This window comes from Pradoshia sp. TA40_28, assembly GCF_059694525.1.
On sequence record NZ_JCATZO010000002.1, the window covers coordinates 397080 to 413377 of the forward strand.

Annotated in this window: 17 protein-coding genes and 1 other annotated feature; all 17 genes read right to left on the reverse strand. The window is 39.0% G+C overall.

What is annotated here, in order from left to right:
* Nucleotides 1–7: 7 nt before the first annotated feature.
* On the reverse strand, nucleotides 8–1285 hold the full coding sequence (gene pyrC / locus AC58NB_RS03955; protein WP_497425511.1) for a dihydroorotase: 1278 nt from the start codon (nucleotides 1283–1285) through the stop codon (nucleotides 8–10).
* Complete coding sequence (locus AC58NB_RS03960; RefSeq protein WP_497425512.1) at nucleotides 1248–2186, reverse strand: aspartate carbamoyltransferase catalytic subunit; 939 nt, start codon at nucleotides 2184–2186, stop codon at nucleotides 1248–1250. The genes pyrC and AC58NB_RS03960 overlap by 38 nt, the downstream gene beginning before the upstream one ends.
* A gap of 145 nt (nucleotides 2187–2331) precedes the next feature.
* Nucleotides 2332–3636 (reverse strand): uracil permease, encoded by a 1305-nt coding sequence (uraA, locus tag AC58NB_RS03965; RefSeq protein ID WP_497425513.1) that lies wholly within the window; start codon nucleotides 3634–3636, stop codon nucleotides 2332–2334.
* Between the two features lie 118 nt (nucleotides 3637–3754).
* On the reverse strand, nucleotides 3755–4294 hold the full coding sequence (gene pyrR, locus AC58NB_RS03970; RefSeq protein WP_497425514.1) for a bifunctional pyr operon transcriptional regulator/uracil phosphoribosyltransferase PyrR: 540 nt from the start codon (nucleotides 4292–4294) through the stop codon (nucleotides 3755–3757).
* A 184-nt stretch (nucleotides 4295–4478) separates the two neighbouring features.
* Nucleotides 4479–5393 carry an RluA family pseudouridine synthase gene (locus AC58NB_RS03975; RefSeq protein ID WP_497425515.1) on the reverse strand — a complete coding sequence of 305 codons (915 nt, stop codon included), beginning with the start codon at nucleotides 5391–5393 and terminating at the stop codon, nucleotides 4479–4481.
* A complete protein-coding gene (gene lspA / locus AC58NB_RS03980) occupies nucleotides 5386–5859 on the reverse strand; it encodes a signal peptidase II (protein WP_497425516.1) in 474 nt (157 codons plus the stop codon). The genes AC58NB_RS03975 and lspA overlap by 8 nt, the downstream gene beginning before the upstream one ends.
* Before the next feature lie 303 nt (nucleotides 5860–6162).
* Nucleotides 6163–8937: an isoleucine--tRNA ligase gene (gene ileS / locus AC58NB_RS03985; RefSeq protein ID WP_497425517.1), complete on the reverse strand. Its 2775-nt coding sequence runs from the start codon at nucleotides 8935–8937 to the stop codon at nucleotides 6163–6165.
* A gap of 69 nt (nucleotides 8938–9006) precedes the next feature.
* Nucleotides 9007–9242 (reverse strand) — a binding site (T-box leader).
* A 62-nt stretch (nucleotides 9243–9304) separates the two neighbouring features.
* On the reverse strand, nucleotides 9305–9817 hold the full coding sequence (locus AC58NB_RS03990; protein ID WP_497425518.1) for a DivIVA domain-containing protein: 513 nt from the start codon (nucleotides 9815–9817) through the stop codon (nucleotides 9305–9307).
* A gap of 86 nt (nucleotides 9818–9903) precedes the next feature.
* Nucleotides 9904–10677, reverse strand: coding sequence for a YlmH family RNA-binding protein (locus tag AC58NB_RS03995; protein ID WP_497425519.1), 774 nt, complete (start codon nucleotides 10675–10677; stop codon nucleotides 9904–9906).
* A 62-nt stretch (nucleotides 10678–10739) separates the two neighbouring features.
* Nucleotides 10740–11000, reverse strand: coding sequence for a YggT family protein (locus AC58NB_RS04000; protein WP_497425520.1), 261 nt, complete (start codon nucleotides 10998–11000; stop codon nucleotides 10740–10742).
* Between the two features lie 7 nt (nucleotides 11001–11007).
* Nucleotides 11008–11454 (reverse strand): cell division protein SepF, encoded by a 447-nt coding sequence (locus AC58NB_RS04005; RefSeq protein WP_497425521.1) that lies wholly within the window; start codon nucleotides 11452–11454, stop codon nucleotides 11008–11010.
* A 16-nt stretch (nucleotides 11455–11470) separates the two neighbouring features.
* Entirely contained in the window at nucleotides 11471–12145 is a 675-nt protein-coding gene (locus AC58NB_RS04010) for a YggS family pyridoxal phosphate-dependent enzyme (RefSeq protein ID WP_497425522.1), read from the reverse strand.
* A gap of 4 nt (nucleotides 12146–12149) precedes the next feature.
* On the reverse strand, nucleotides 12150–12971 hold the full coding sequence (pgeF, locus tag AC58NB_RS04015; RefSeq protein ID WP_497425523.1) for a peptidoglycan editing factor PgeF: 822 nt from the start codon (nucleotides 12969–12971) through the stop codon (nucleotides 12150–12152).
* Between the two features lie 54 nt (nucleotides 12972–13025).
* Nucleotides 13026–13277, reverse strand: a complete 252-nt coding sequence (locus AC58NB_RS04020; RefSeq protein WP_497425524.1) for a YlmC/YmxH family sporulation protein — start codon at nucleotides 13275–13277, stop codon at nucleotides 13026–13028.
* A 330-nt stretch (nucleotides 13278–13607) separates the two neighbouring features.
* Entirely contained in the window at nucleotides 13608–14384 is a 777-nt protein-coding gene (sigG, locus tag AC58NB_RS04025; protein WP_497425525.1) for an RNA polymerase sporulation sigma factor SigG, read from the reverse strand.
* A 150-nt stretch (nucleotides 14385–14534) separates the two neighbouring features.
* Nucleotides 14535–15254: an RNA polymerase sporulation sigma factor SigE gene (gene sigE, locus AC58NB_RS04030; RefSeq protein WP_497425526.1), complete on the reverse strand. Its 720-nt coding sequence runs from the start codon at nucleotides 15252–15254 to the stop codon at nucleotides 14535–14537.
* 67 nt (nucleotides 15255–15321) lie between these two features.
* Complete coding sequence (spoIIGA, locus tag AC58NB_RS04035; protein WP_497425527.1) at nucleotides 15322–16251, reverse strand: sigma-E processing peptidase SpoIIGA; 930 nt, start codon at nucleotides 16249–16251, stop codon at nucleotides 15322–15324.
* Nucleotides 16252–16298: the final 47 nt, after the last annotated feature.

Consider the following 16298-nt stretch of genomic DNA (forward strand, 5'->3'; position numbering starts at 1 on the left):
CTTCAGATCATCTTCCTTTCTGCCAAACTATATTTCCTTCCACCATCGTCATTACAGGCCAGCCTTGACAGCTCACGGCCGCAAATGGGGTGTTCTTTCCTTTAGAAAGAAAGGTTTCTGGATTAATCACTTGTTCCTCCTCTAAATCAAGCAGGACGAGATCTGCCGGTATCCCTATATTCATTTTTCCGTATTCAAGGTTGAATGCTTCCGCTGGTTTGATTGTTAAGAAATCAATTAATTGTTTCAGGGTCATTACTCCCTTTTTCACCAAATATGTATACAGCAGCGGGAAGGCTGTCTCCAAGCCAACAATGCCAAACGGCGCCAGCTCAATGTTCTGTAATTTTTCCTCTTCTGTATGGGGCGCGTGATCGGTTGCGATAAAATCAATCGTTCCATCTAACAAACCTTCAATTAAAGCCATTTTGTCATCCTCACCTCTTAAAGGAGGATTCATTTTAAAATTGGGATCGAGCCCCTTTATATCCATTTCAGACAATAACAGATGGTGGGGCGTTACTTCTGCTGTAACACGAATACCCGCCCTCTTAGCCTCACGTACGGTTCTTACAGACTCCTTTGTACTGATATGACAGACATGATAATGGCATCCAGCGTCCTCAGCCAGTAAAACATCCCTTGCAATATGCACAGCCTCACAAACTGAGGGGATACCAGGTAAATGATGTTCCCTCGAATAGTTTCCTTCATGTACACATCCCTTCTGAATTAACGTATTTTCCTCACAATGGGCAACTATGGCCATATCAAGCTTGGCAGCTTTTTTCATCGCCTCAAGCATCATTCCAGCTGATTGAACACCGACACCGTCATCTGTAAAAGCAAATGCTCCGGAACTCTTAAGAGCATCAAAATCAGTTAATTCATTTCCCAGTTCTCGCACAGTAATCGAGGCATAGGGCAATACCCTTACGCTTGCTGTTTCTCGTATTCTAGTATTTAACCAATGCATTTGTTCGGCTGAATCCGGAACAGGACGTGTATTCGGCATAGCAGCAACCGTTGTAAAACCACCCTTTGCAGCAGCTTTTGTACCCGTTTCAATTGTTTCCTTGTGCTCTCCGCCCGGCTCTCTTAAGTGGACATGTAAATCAATAAACCCTGGAGCAAGCAAGTATCCATCCGCGTTGATGATCTTTGCCTGCTGATTATGCAATTCATCCTGGATATCGATGATGACTCCATCTTTGATTAAAATATCCTTGGTCACTTGCCTGCCATCCTCAGAAAAAAATCGCGCGCTTTTGATAATTGTATTCATGATTTACCGCTCCTTCCCTATGCTCGATACTTTTTTTTAAAGCAGCCATTCTCACGTATACTCCATTCTCCATTTGTTTAAATATTCGTGAACGCTCACATTCAACTAATGAATCATCGATCTCCACGCCTCTATTTACCGGAGCTGGATGCATAATTATACATCCTTTCTTCAAGCGGTTTTCTCTTTCAATTGTCAATCCATATCTGTTTAGGTACTCCATTTTGCTAATCGGCATTTCCTCAGTATGACGTTCATGCTGGATGCGGAGCAGCATCACTACATCAGAATTTTTAATGACATCATCAATGGGTTCATACGCAATAGTGCTACCTACAAAGTTAGCCCAATTGGGTGGGCCTGAGAATACTACCCTTGCACCGAGCCTCGTTAATGTTTCTGTATTTGAGCGTGCCACACGACTATGTCTTATATCGCCTATAATAGCTACTTTTAATCCTTGAAACGTTTCGAATTCCTGCTTAATGGTCATTAAATCAAGTAAACATTGCGTAGGATGGTGACCACATCCATCACCAGCATTCATTATGGATAAATATACACCACTTTGTATTAAATTTGCAAAATAATTATCTTCCGTATGACGAATTACTACCGTTTCCACTCCAAGTGCCTCTAAAGTTTTCACTGTATCTGTCAGACTTTCACCTTTTAGCACACTCGATGTTTGCACTTCAAACGGGATTACATCGAGACCCAATTTCCGCTCTGCCATTTCAAAGCTGACTTTTGTCCGCGTACTTGGTTCAAAAAATAGATTGGCTACAAAGTGCCTTTTTGACGGCGTCCATGTCTCCCCACTAGCAAATGCCTCCGCATCCGAAAGCAAATTTAAAATTTCCTCATTCGATAAATCCGTCATCGTAAGCAAGTGTTTCATAGTCAACCAGCCTCCTATATTCTAAAAAAAAACCCTAATTCGCTTTGACGAATCAGGGTTTTAGTTTATTTATCGAATGATCCCATACGATATTGGAATTATTCTACTTAACCTAATCCCTGTCTATGAATTGGATGATCTATTATCAACCTTGACTCTCGTTGGTTTCTTTACCTGGAAGCACAAGATTTAAGATGACACCTACAATGGCGGCTAATGCCATTCCAGAAATGGAGGCATGTTCGGTGATTTTGAGCATTGCTCCACCTACACCAATGATTAAAATGACAGAGGATATGACTAAGTTTCTATTTTTAGATAAATCTATTTTACTATCGATTAACATACGCAAACCACTTGATGCGATGATACCGAAAAGAAGAATGGAGACCCCTCCCATTACGGCTGATGGAATGGATTGAATAAGAGCAGAAATTTTACCAATAAATCCGAACAGGATCGCAAATACCGCTGCGCCACCTATTACATAAACACTGAATACTCTTGTAAGGCCCATAACACCAATATTTTCTCCATAGGTTGTATTCGGAGGACCACCCAGACAGGATGCAATCATGATAGAAACTCCATCTCCGAATAACGAACGATGCAAGCCTGGTTTCTCAACAAAATTACGTCCCGCTATTTTACCAAGAACCAATTGATCACCGATATGTTCTGATATAGGAACGATGGCGATTGGAATCATGATCAGAATAATCTCCCATGTTAATGCTGGCGTATAGTCCACGAATGGCACTGTGAAGTTTGGAAGCTGGAACCAGGCTGCTTCTTTTACTGGAGTGAAATCTACAATTCCAAAGAAACAGGCTGCAATATATCCGCCAATAATACCGATCAAAACTGGAATAAGCGATAAGAAGTTTTTAAAGACGACACAGCATGTTATGGTGATTGCTAGCGTAATTAATGCTACTAGTATATGTTTTGTACTATAAACAAGCACTTCAGCATTTGGATTTTCATACATCGCCATATTGACTGCTGTTGAGGCAAGACCCAGTCCAATTACCATAATGACTGGACCTACAACAACAGGCGGTAAGAATTTCAGGATCGTTTTAGTACCCAGTTTTTTAACCAATAGGGCTACAAGTGCATACACAAGTCCGATTAAAAATCCGCCTACTAATGCAGAGCCAACTCCGCTGCTTTCATTTAATAAGGTGATAGGATAGATGAAGGCAAAGGATGAACCAAGATAGGCTGGTATTTGCCCTTTCGTAATCAAGATATAAACCAGTGTACCAATACCGCTTGTTAGTAAGGCAATTCCCGGATCAAGACCGGTTAAAATCGGTACTAGAATGGTCGAGCCAAACATGGCAAATAAATGCTGCAAACTTAATATAAGCCATTGCTTCGGAGTTGGTTTCTCATTGACATCGTATCTAATTTGAGGATTGGTTACTGTTTCTGATGAAGTCATAATTGTTGCCTCCCTGAAGAAATAATGAGTTTCGAAGGGAGATGATTCTAAAGCATTGGTTTAGAATCATTTTCTCCCCCTTTTCAGCCTCACTGGACTGAATTTAAAAAGGAATTATTTATTCGAAAATGGAGACTTGTTCACCGTCATCCATTTCTTTTAATTTGACGACAATTTTTTCATTTTTGGCGGTAGGAATATTTTTTCCTACATAATCAGCACGGATTGGAAGCTCCCTATGCCCTCTGTCGATCAGGACAGCTAATTGAATTTGAGCAGGCCTGCCGATGTCTACAAGAGCATCCAAGGCTGCTCTTACTGTTCTGCCCGTGTATAAAACATCATCGACGAGAATGACCTTTTTATCCTTCAAGCTAAAAGGAACATCTGACCCATTTACAAGTGGCTCTCCACTCTTTGTCTTTGTACTTAAGTCGTCCCGGTACAGGGTGATATCCAGTTCACCAACCGGAATATCCGCTCCTTCAATTTCATGAATTCTTTGTTGCAGGCGCTTCGCGAGAAAAATACCGCGGGTGCGTATACCGATTAATACACAGTCACCAACACCTTTATTTTTCTCGATGATTTCATGCGCAATTCTCGTTAATGCTCTTGAGATTGCCTTCTCATCAAGTAAGGTTGCTTTCTCTAACATTTGATCATTCCTTTCCTAAAAAACTAAAAAATCCTTTTGCCGTGTGGGCAAAAGGATATAATGAACCATAGAAAAATAGATAGACTTTCTCCATATGTTTATCACGTACCTTCTCAGCCTCACAGGACTGTATTAAAGGACCTTATTAAGTTGTTTCTATATTACTTTAGGATTGAACCCCTTGTCAACAGTCAATTCTTAAAGTTTCTAAAAAATCGACAAAATAGGATGGTAAAGGTGCCTCAAATTCCAAATATTCTTCTGTTCGCGGATGAACAAATCCAAGTACGGCTGCATGCAAGGCCTGTCCATTTAAATCCGGTGTTTTTCTTGGACCATATTTTGGATCTCCGGCAAGCGGATAACCAATATATTTCATATGGACACGGATTTGATGTGTACGTCCAGTTTCAAGCTGGCATTCAATAAAGCTGAAATCCTTAAATCTTTCCAGAACATGAAAATGAGTAACAGCATGGCGTGAATTTTCATCTGTTACCGTCATGCTTTGGCGGTCACGTTTATCACGGCCAATTGGCGCATCTACCGTACCTGCATCATGTGGAATGATACCGTGTACAAGTGCCTTATACTTCCGTGTAACTGTTTTTTCCGTTAATTGTTTAACTAATTTCTCATGCGCCATATCATTTTTGGCTACCATGAGCAATCCCGAAGTGTCCTTGTCGATACGGTGTACAATTCCCGGTCGCATAATTCCATTGATTCCAGATAAATCCTTACAATGGTACATCAAGGCATTCACCAATGTTCCTGATCCATGTCCCGCCGCCGGATGTACAACCATACCTTTTGGTTTATTCACCACGATGACATCAGCATCTTCGTAGTAAATATCAAGAGGAATATTCTCAGCCACTACATCAAGTTCCTCTGGCTCTGATGGTGTGATTTCAATCGTGTCGCCTGGCTGGCATTTATAGTTCGCTTTTATTTGATTTCCATTAACCAGGATGTTACCTTCTTTAATCCATTGCTGGATTTGAGAACGTGACCATTCTTCATTTAATACGGAAAGGACTTTATCAAGCCTTGCACCTTTATGTTCTTCTGTTACGTTCAGTTTTTGACTATCCATTATTTAACTCCTTAGCTCTTTTTTCCTCCAAAAACATAGCAATCACCAATAATCCAACTCCTATACAAAGAGCAGAATCAGCTATATTAAAGACAGGAAAACTATATGAGAATATATACGTATGCACAAAATCTACTACTTCATTACGGAAAATCCGATCGATAAAATTACCAATAGCTCCTCCAAGGATAAGTCCAAGGGATACTCCCGTCAACTTATCGGCACTGTATTTCTTTATGTAATAAACTATCCCAATAATAACCGCGGTTGTTACGATATAGAAAAACCACATTTGCCCTTGAAGAATCCCCCAGGCCGCCCCGCGGTTTCTGTGAGAGGTAATATACAAAAAGTTTTCAATAACCGGTATGCTTTCCCCATAAGTCATATACTTAACAACTAGCCATTTGGTGAATTGGTCGATTAGAATGATCAGTAATGCAATCACATAATAAATAGATACCATTCATGTGCCCCCTACCTGATTAGAATATCCATTTCGTAAAAAAAGTGTAGCCTATCTTACAAATGATGAGAACTTCTACAAAAATACAGGCCCTTTCGATATGATGAAAGGGCCTATGTGAGAACTGAGCTCCTGAGTGTATATCGCTTGTTTTTAGTCCATGGATTATTCCCTAGTCAGTCATAAATCCATAACTGCACAAGCACTTATCCTTCATACTTAAGGGGAATCAGATGAGTATGGCTTTCTTGGTCACGCTGATTAGTCTACAGCCTACCTTTACTCCTGAATGATTAAACCCACTTATCCAAGTTCCGGATATTCCTGATCGACCACTGTGGAGCAGCGTTCACATAAAGTTGGATGCTTCTCAACCGTACCAACTTCTTCACTGATATTCCAGCAACGTTCACAAGTCTCTCCAGTTGCTTTCGTTACGACAATAGCCGCATGTTCTAATTTAATAGCTTCTTCTGGTGCATCATAAATGGAGCCGGCCACTTCCACTTCAGATACAATAAATAATTGTTCAAGTCTTTCTTCAATGCCCTCAAGCAATTCTTTTGTTTCTTCATTTACATACAAGGCTACTTTTGCATTTAATGATTTACCAATCACCTTTGCATTCCTTGCTTCTTCAAGTGCTTTAAGAACATCATCACGTACATCCATAAAATGATCCCATTTCGCTTTAACAGCTGTACTGTTTGCATAGTTTTCTTCAGCTGGCATATCTGTTAATTGTACGCTCATCGCTTCTTTATCCTCGATAAAACTCCATACTTCATCAGCTGTATGCGGAAGAATCGGTGCAATCAATTTAACTAATTTCATAACACATTCATGCAATACAGTTTGGATGGCACGTCTTTCTTCACCATTCTCTGCATCACAGTAAAGAATATCTTTTGCATAATCAAGATAGAAGGAACTTAAATCCTGTGTACAGAAATTATTAATGCCATTATAGATATCGGCAAATTGATAATTGTCATAGGATTGTTTAACTTGACGGACCAAGTCATTTAATTTAATCAGCATATATTGGTCTACTTCACGTAGATTTTCGTAAGAAACGGAATCGCGCTCCGCATTGAAGCCGCTCAGATTACCAAGCAGGAATCTGAATGTGTTGCGGATTTTACGATACACTTCAGATACTTGTTTCAGGATATTATCGGATACCCGCACATCAGCTTGGTAATCAACACTTGCCACCCATAAACGAAGAATATCAGCGCCCATTTGGTTGATAACTTTTAATGGATCAATCGTGTTGCCCAAGGACTTACTCATTTTGCGGCCTTCTCCATCAAGGGTAAAGCCATGGCTTAATACTTCCTTGTAAGGAGCTTCACCAGAAGCAGCAACAGATGTGATCAAGGAAGAGTTAAACCAACCTCTGTATTGGTCAGAACCTTCAAGGTATAAGTCTGCCGGTCTTCTCAACTCTTCTCTTGCTTCAAGGACAGATTGATGAGAGGATCCGGAGTCAAACCATACATCCATAATATCTGTTTCTTTTGTAAATTGACCATTTGGACTTCCTTCATGTGTAAATCCTTCCGGAAGAAGATCTTTTGCTTCTCTTTCAAACCAAACAGTGGATCCATATTTACCGAATAAATCAGATACATGTTTAATCGTTTCATCCGTAATAATGGCTTCCCCATTTTCTGCATAGAACACTGGAATTGGTACGCCCCATGCACGCTGACGGGAAATACACCAGTCTCCGCGGTCACGAATCATGTTATATAATCTGGTTTCTCCCCAAGCGGGAACCCATTTAGTTTCTTTAACTTTGTCTAATAATTCTTCACGAATATCAGCTACTGATGCAAACCATTGGTCCGTTGCACGGAAAATGGTTGGTTTTTTTGTTCTCCAATCATGCGGATAGGAGTGGGTAATGAAATCAAGCTTTAACAGGGCCCCAACTTCCTCAAGCTTATCTGTGATTTCTTTATTGGCTTTATCATAGAATAACCCTTCAAATCCTGGAGCTTCAGAAGTCATATGTCCTTTTCCATCTACTGGACAGAGTACACCAAGATTGTATTTTTGACCTACGATAAAGTCATCTTCACCGTGTCCTGGAGCTGTATGAACGCAGCCTGTACCTGCATCAGTTGTTACATGTTCACCTAAGATAACAAGTGACTCGCGATCATATAATGGATGTTTGGCAACTACGTATTCCAATTCGCTGCCCTTCACCGTTTTTTCAACAATTGTATTCTCCCATCCGAGCGTTTCTTTAACAGATGGCAATAATGATTCAGCAACAACATATTTTGTACCTTCTACATTTACGACCACATAGTCCAGGCGTGGATGAACAGCTATCCCAAGGTTGGCAGGAATTGTCCAAGGTGTCGTTGTCCAAATGATGAACTTAGCCCCTTCTTCCACTACTCCTTTGCCGTCCTTTACATCAAATGCAACAAAGATGGATGCTGACTTCTTATCATGGTACTCGATTTCCGCTTCTGCCAAGGCAGATTCGCTTGAAGGAGACCAATAAACTGGCTTAAGTCCTTTATAGATATAGCCTTTTTTCGCCATTTCTCCAAAAACCTTGATTTGTTCAGCTTCATACTCAGGTTTTAGTGTGATATATGGATTTTCCCAATCTCCTCTTACACCCAAACGTTTAAATTGGTTACGCTGTTGATCGATTTGCGAATATGCATATTCCTCACAAAGTTTACGGAACTCCGCAATCGTCATTTCCTTACGATTTACTTTTTTATTTTTCGTTAAAGCTGTTTCAATTGGTAAACCATGAGTATCCCAGCCCGGCACATACGGAGCATTAAATCCATTCATGGATTTAAAACGGACGATAAAATCCTTTAAAATTTTGTTCATCGCATGGCCAATATGGATGTTGCCATTTGCATATGGCGGTCCATCATGAAGCACGAATTTAGGAAAATCTTTTGTGCGTTCCTGTACTAGTTTATATAGATCTTTTTCTTCCCAAGCTGCCTGAACTTCCGGTTCTCTTTTAGGAAGATTTCCGCGCATCGGAAATTCCGTTTTAGGCATCAATAATGTGTCTTTAAATTCCATTACATTCACTCCTTAAGTTTCCGTTGAACATTACTGCTAAATAAATACAAAAAAGCCTTTTCATCCCGGTAAAGGGACGAAAAGGCTAGATTTCCGCGGTACCACCCTTTTAGAATACTGACTTATCAATACTCCTCTTGGTATTCGTAACGTGAATGACTCGCCGCTTTTTAATGCCAACTAAAGTGGGTTCAAAAGCAGACTCAGGGACGATCTTCCATTCAGTTTCTTTTACCAGGCTCCCACCCTCCCCGGCTCGCTATAAAAAGATTGATCTGATGTACTGTTCCCGTCTTCGATTTAACATGTTATTTGGATTAGATTTGTTAAAATATTATATTCAATAATTCACGAAAAAGTCAAGACCTTACATTTCTTCTTCATGCAGGTCGATGTCAAGTTCCGTGGCATCAACGTCATATTTTAGAAGTTTATCCCAATCTTCACTGTTTAATAAATCAAGCTGGGCTTCAACAAGCATTTTAAAACGCATTCTGAATACTTTAGATTGCTTTTTAAGATCTTCAATCTCAATGGCAATCTTTCTTGCTTTTGATAAAGCTTCATTGACAATTCGGTCAGCATTTTTTTCTGCTTCCTTCATAATCAGTTTAGCTTCTTTTTGAGAATTTCGTTTGACATCTTCGCCAGCTTCCTGAGCGATGACGATCGATTTATTCAGTGTTTCCTCGATACTGGAGAAATGCTCGAGACGTTGTTCCAATTCTTCTACTTTCGCTTCCAAATCTTTCTTGTCGCGAAGGACCAACTCATAATCTTTAATTATTTGGTCAAGAAACTCATTTACTTCATCTTCATCGTAACCGCGGAATCCTCTGCCGAATTCCTTGTTATGTATGTCTAGCGGTGTTAATGGCATAGACTGCACCTCCGAATACTGATTCTTCTCTTAATTATTATACTATGCTTTCGACACGAATGGTGATATTCCTTCTAAATTCCTGATTATTTTTGTATACCACACTTTATTTTCCATTTATCTTTCTTCGTTTTTCCATCAATAGAAAAAACTTTCATTCTCCCTATTCCTCGCGCGGATAGTACATCACTTTCTCTGATTTCATACGAAGGATTTTCAACCTGTTTCCAGTTTACCTTAACACGCCCCTGTTGAACGAGCATTTGGCTTTTTTGTCTGGAAATATTCGCAATTGCTGACAAAATGGTGTCCAATCTCATGGAAGAAACCGTAACCTGGCTCTCTTTCCATTGCTCAGTCACCCTCATGACTTTGTCTGAAGGAATTTCCTTAAACTTCACACCTGCATTGCCTATTTTAGAAATATTCATTTCCAAGTAAGACGCAACATCTTTGGCTACAACAAATTGAACCCGCTCGCCTTCAATCCAAATATCACCAAATTTTTCTCTCTTCAGTCCAACCGACATCAATGTGCCAAGGATTTGCCTATGCTGAAGCGTAGTAAATTTGGCAGAATAGAATAATTCATAAATGGTTAATTCATAATCTTCTATTTGAGGTTCATAATAGTCCGGGTAAATGAATGCTCGTCTGCGTTCGGCCATTTCGTTTCCTCCATAAAAGGAAACTCGGACATCTTCATTCGTACCAATTAGCATTCTGACAATTTCCGATTCTCTGGGATCAAGAAAATCCGTTAATTTTGGCGCATATTGCACCTGTACCTGCTCAACCCATCCAAGCACCTGATCGATAAATTCGCGTTCTTCCTGACGAAAATGCTGATAAATATTCATTTACATCCTCCAGCTAAAAATAAGTCAGCTCCCTCATTTTAAAAGGGAGCTGACTATTACCTTTAAAATATTCCTGACAACGCACTGATTCCCACTCTAGCCATATTTAAGACAAGAATCGCTACCAACGGAGATAAATCAATCATGCCAAGCGGAGGTATGATTCTCCTGAACGGTTCTAAAAATGGCTCACATATACGTGCCAAAAACGACCCAATTCCTGTTTCCCTTGCATTTGGAAACCATGACATTAATATGTATATAATCAAGGCCCAGGAATAAATGTCCACTGCTTTATAAAGTATATAAAAAAACATATCCATTATTTACTTACCACCTTATATCCTCCAGATCATCTTCTTGCGCATATCCAGAAATGGAACCTGAAACATCAACATTTTCAGGAGTACATAAGAATATGTTCGATCCAATACGCTGAATATCACCGCCGATTGCATACACAGTCCCACTTAGAAAATCAACGATTCTTCTGGCCTGGTCGGGTGAGATTCTTTGCAGGTTTACCACAACACCACGGCGATTTTTCAAATGATCGGCTATCTCCTGAGCATCTGCATATGCTCTTGGTTCCAATAACACTAGCTTGGACGATTTCTGTATACTTTGAAGACTCACTATATTTTGTTGTTTCTGTTGCTGTTGAGTTTGTTTATTTACTTTTGCCGGAACTGTTTCTTCCTCCACATATCGCTCTTCATATTCATATTCATCATCCTCGAGCGCAAAAAATGTTTTCATTTTCGATACGATTGACATCATTTACACCTCTTTCTTATTCATTCCCTACCAAGGCCGTTCCAATTCTAACCATGGTTGCACCTTCTTCAATGGCAATCTCATAATCATTAGACATACCCATTGAAAGCTCTGTGCACGGGGCATTTTGCAACATCCTATTTTGTATCTTCACTTGCAATTCTTTTAGTTTACGGAAACATGTACGTATTTCTTCTTCATCATCTGTTAAAGGAGCCATCGTCATAAGTCCCATTACCCTAATTTTCTCAAATCCAGCAAGTTGTTGTACAAACTCTATTGCATCCTGAGGCTGTATCCCATGTTTAGTATCTTCACCACTTACATTTACCTGAACAAAACAGTCAATCTGGCGAGATGCTCTTTTCTCTATTTCTTCAGCTAAAGATAAACGGTCTAAAGAATGAAGAACGTCCACACGATCTATAATCGTCTTCACCTTTCTCGTTTGAAGGGATCCGATAAAATGCCACACTAGTTGTTCTTTTATACCCTCTTGTTTGGCGATTAATCCCTCGGGGCGATTTTCCCCAAAGTTTGTAATACCAGCTTCTAAGGCTTCCTGAGCACGTTTTGTTGATACATATTTTGTAACAGCAATAATTTGAATATCCTTTGGATTTCGACCCACACGTTTTGCAGCATTTTCTATTTTTTCTTGGATTATATGCAGGTTTTTCGCTACTTCCATCCTCTTACTCCTCCTTCCAGCCGATTAACCCCATCATTCGACCAGTTTTCCTCTGATCACGTCGGTGAGAGAAAAAGTAAGAATCATCACAACTTGTACAAAAATTGGTTGTCATGATATTCTCTGGTAAAATACCAGCTTTCTGAAGAATTAAAGCATTTGCAATCTTTAAATCAAGCTGATATTTATTCTCCATAATTTGATTATAAGCGGTTTTTGTCTGTTCTTCTAGTATAACCTCTAATAAGTTAATGACTTTTTTGTCGACCGTATAACAGTTTTGGCAAATAGATGGCCCAATTGCTGCATATATCTCATTAGGTTGCACACCTTCAGCTTGCGCCCAAATACGAACCATCGATGAGCTGATGCCAGCAACTGTACCTTTCCAGCCAGCATGTACAATCCCAACTAGATGATGGGTTGGCGCAACGAAATAAACAGGTACACAATCGGCAAAGCAAAGTGTCAGTAATAAACCAGTCTCTTTTGTATATAAGCCATCTGTTGCTTTTAATGCCGTTTGGTAATCCATAGACCCCAGCCCTGCATGTTTTCTGTCTATTTTCCTAATGGTTGATTCATGTGTTTGTTCCGCTCCAATCCATGTTTCCACAGGAAAATGGATTTGATTAGCCAATATACGCCTATTTTCCATCACTTTTTGATCCATATCATTGACATGGAAAGCTGTATTCATCGAATGAAACGGAAATTCGCTAACACCGCCGTTTTTTGCTGTAAAACCAGCCAATAAATTCGGATGCCGTTCATTCCAATCTTTTATCGACAAAAATGATTCGGAAGTTTGTACAAATGGTTCCAAATTAATACCCCTCAATTTTTCTTTCATTTTACCATAAACGGATATAGTTTTCTTCTATTCATTGAAACTTCCATTTCCCTTGTGTTCCACAAGTACAATATCTTCCCCAATCATTTTAATTTTATTCCACGGAATGACAATATCTTCATCTTTATTCATAAATGAAAGCATTTTACTATTGGCTACCGTTATGCTTTCAATTCTACCTGTCCTAAGGTTGATTTCAATATCTTCAACATTTCCTAAACGTTTACCATCCAATGTATTTACAATTTCTTTAACCTGCAATTCCGAAATTTTTATCATTCGTCTCTACCCCCAACCGGGATTTTTATGGTTACTGGCATTATATGAATAAATATAGTAATAAAGAACCGCCTATCTTCTGTCCTTTTTTAATTAAATCTTGATTATGGATTGTAATTTGTATTTGCGGATCCCACCTAACTATACCAATAAATCTATCATTACTAATTCTGATGAATGATCTTATATTCAAGATACCTTTACAATCAGCCTTGATCATTAGCTGGTACAAGAACCTGAAACGTAGTGACTTTACAATAATAAAAGCCACCCTCCACGAGGATAGCTTAAAAGGCATAACATATTTAATTATAAGTTCATAATCAGCAGCTAGATATTTTTATTCATTTGGCGAATAGCCGCTTTTTCCAGACGGGACACCTGCGCTTGTGAAATTCCAATTTCCTCAGCGACTTCCATTTGTGTTTTCCCTTGGAAGAAACGTTTCCTTAGGATCATTTTTTCCCGATCATTTAACCTGCGCATGCCATCTTTTAAGGCAATCTCATTAATCCAAGTGCTGTCTTTGCTCTTTTCATCACTGAGTTGATCCATCACAAAAATCGGATCGCCTCCATCGTTATAGATTGGTTCAAATAAAGACACCGGATCCTGGATTGCATCAAGGGCAAACACAACTTCTTCATAAGTAACGTCAAGTGCTTTTGCAATTTCTTCTGATGTAGGTTCTCTCGATGTTTCACTCATTAACCGCTCTCTGACCTGTAACGCCTTGTACGCAATATCCCTTAGCGACCTAGAAACCCTAATCGGGTTATTATCCCGTAAATAACGGCGTATCTCCCCTATGATCATCGGTACAGCATACGTAGAAAATTTAACATTCTGGCTTAAGTCAAAGTTGTCAATGGATTTCATTAAACCGATACACCCAACCTGGAAGAGGTCATCAACATACTCACCCCTGTTATTAAAACGCTGAATGACACTCAGGACAAGTCGAAGATTACCGTTAACTAACTTCTCCCGCGCTGATGATGATTCTCCCGATTGCATCTGTTTGAACAATTCCCGCATTTCATCATTTTTTAAAACAGGTAATTTTGATGTATCCACACCACATATTTCTACTTTATTTCGTGTCAATCCATTCCCTCCTAGCAGGAGCTGCTGTACAAAGTAAAGTATCTCCGCGGGAGGAAATTATATGCATATAAAAATTATTTCCGCATAGTGTTTATGCTGAAATCCTTATAACTTAAAGGTTTACCTGATAAAAAATTTTTCTGCCATTCCTCAAACCATTTTATTAAATTCTTTTCTTAGTCTTTTAATAATCCGCTTTTCAAGTCGCGATATATAGGACTGGGAAATCCCTAGTAAATCGGCAACATCTTTTTGGGTTTTTTCTTCTCCACCAACCAGACCGAATCTCAGTTCCATAATTTGTTTCTCGCGATCATTTAATTGTTCCAGCGCCTTAGCCAAGAGCTTTTTATCAATACTTGTCTCTAAATTTTTCGTGATGATATCGTCATCCGTCCCAAGTACATCAGAGAGGAGCAATTCGTTCCCATCCCAGTCAATATTTAATGGTTCATCAAATGAAACTTCCGAACGTGTTTTACTGTTTCTTCGCAAGTACATCAGAATTTCATTTTCTATACACCTTGACGCATATGTAGCCAGCTTTATTTTCTTTTCAGGATTGAACGTGTTCACTGCTTTAATAAGTCCAATTGTACCAATACTAATTAAATCTTCGATATTGATTCCTGTATTCTCAAATTTACGAGCTATGTATACAACTAATCGAAGATTTCTTTCAATAAGCATGGATCTAGCCGTTTCATCACCCTTTGGCAGTTTATGAATCAAAATTTCTTCTTCTTCCTTACTAAGCGGCGGTGGAAGGGCTTCGCTTCCGCCAATATAGTATATTTCATCCGATTTCAGCTTTAATTTAACCAATACTTTTGTCCAATAATATGATAATCTAAAGCGGAAATTCTTCAATTGTTTAACCCCTTTCCTAATCCTCAAAGTCTATTTCTTTCTGGAATTTAGTAAAGTATCTATCACCTTATGAGGCAGATGCTGAATCAACGACCGCTACCATTTTCGGATGAACAATAGAATCGAAAAGCCCTTCACCGGATAATTCCTGCATTGAAAACGAAATTAAGCATTTCTGAACTGTACGATAATCATCAGCTGATTTAATAGCTAGGACATCCGGTTTAAACGCTATTAATAATTGACTTTCATTACCTACAACCTTGCATGGAATAATCCTCATTTTTTCCTGCCATCCATCAGGAAAACCTGTAAAATCACTGTTCATATTTTGTATACCATTCTCAATTAATTTGGTAACAGGGACTGGCAGTAACGTTTCCCTTCCATAAAGAGAAATAATCGCCACAGGAGCTCCAGATATTGGATCAAGTAATTGGTTTCCAGTATCAACAAGGCCTTCACAATCAAATGATACCCCATTGATTTCTACCTTCATCGTAACCCGCTGTTCCTTATTCCATTTGGCAAGTTCCAGAATGTTAATATGCTTTTTCGAAAAGTGCCAGGCCAATGGAAAGCCAATCATGACAAAAATCCAGCTGACCGGATCGCCAAAACTTCCAGAGCCATTCGCAAATCCGTCAAAATATTCAGTCACCTTAAAACTAAAAAAATAGTGACTGCCTAGCAGAATCCCACCGCAAGTAAAAGTCACACCATATAAAATAATTAGTTTCTTAATAAAAGCTCGAATACTTTTAAAACCAAATGCTGTTAAAATCATTAGGATGGAAATCATACTTTTTAGCCAAACTTGGTCAGCTAAATAGGAATAGGGAGTGATATAGAGCCAAACAATCGATGAACCAATAAAACCTCCGCATACAATTCTGATCCAATTAAATTGATTCTTTAATAATACAGCTGTCCATACCAATAAACACGTATCAAAAATCCAATTGAGAAACCAAATGGCATCCATATAAATAGTCATACTGTGTCCTCATAATTTTTTTAATAGAACATATGAGAAATTATAAC

Bases quoted from the DNA above. Each gene is read 5' to 3' on its own strand.
- pyrC (WP_497425511.1), bottom strand. From the start codon at position 1,285: ATGAATACAATTATCAAAAGCGCGCGATTTTTTTCTGAGGATGGCAGG.
- AC58NB_RS03960 (WP_497425512.1), bottom strand. From the start codon at position 2,186: ATGAAACACTTGCTTACGATGACGGATTTATCGAATGAGGAAATTTTA.
- uraA (WP_497425513.1), bottom strand. From the start codon at position 3,636: ATGACTTCATCAGAAACAGTAACCAATCCTCAAATTAGATACGATGTC.
- pyrR (WP_497425514.1), bottom strand. From the start codon at position 4,294: ATGTTAGAGAAAGCAACCTTACTTGATGAGAAGGCAATCTCAAGAGCA.
- AC58NB_RS03975 (WP_497425515.1), bottom strand. From the start codon at position 5,393: ATGGATAGTCAAAAACTGAACGTAACAGAAGAACATAAAGGTGCAAGG.
- lspA (WP_497425516.1), bottom strand. From the start codon at position 5,859: ATGGTATCTATTTATTATGTGATTGCATTACTGATCATTCTAATCGAC.
- ileS (WP_497425517.1), bottom strand. From the start codon at position 8,937: ATGGAATTTAAAGACACATTATTGATGCCTAAAACGGAATTTCCGATG.
- AC58NB_RS03990 (WP_497425518.1), bottom strand. From the start codon at position 9,817: ATGCCATTAACACCGCTAGACATACATAACAAGGAATTCGGCAGAGGA.
- AC58NB_RS03995 (WP_497425519.1), bottom strand. From the start codon at position 10,677: ATGAATATTTATCAGCATTTTCGTCAGGAAGAACGCGAATTTATCGAT.
- AC58NB_RS04000 (WP_497425520.1), bottom strand. From the start codon at position 11,000: ATGGATATGTTTTTTTATATACTTTATAAAGCAGTGGACATTTATTCC.
- AC58NB_RS04005 (WP_497425521.1), bottom strand. From the start codon at position 11,454: ATGTCAATCGTATCGAAAATGAAAACATTTTTTGCGCTCGAGGATGAT.
- AC58NB_RS04010 (WP_497425522.1), bottom strand. From the start codon at position 12,145: ATGGAAGTAGCGAAAAACCTGCATATAATCCAAGAAAAAATAGAAAAT.
- AC58NB_RS04020 (WP_497425524.1), bottom strand. From the start codon at position 13,277: ATGATAAAAATTTCGGAATTGCAGGTTAAAGAAATTGTAAATACATTG.
- spoIIGA (WP_497425527.1), bottom strand. From the start codon at position 16,251: ATGACTATTTATATGGATGCCATTTGGTTTCTCAATTGGATTTTTGAT.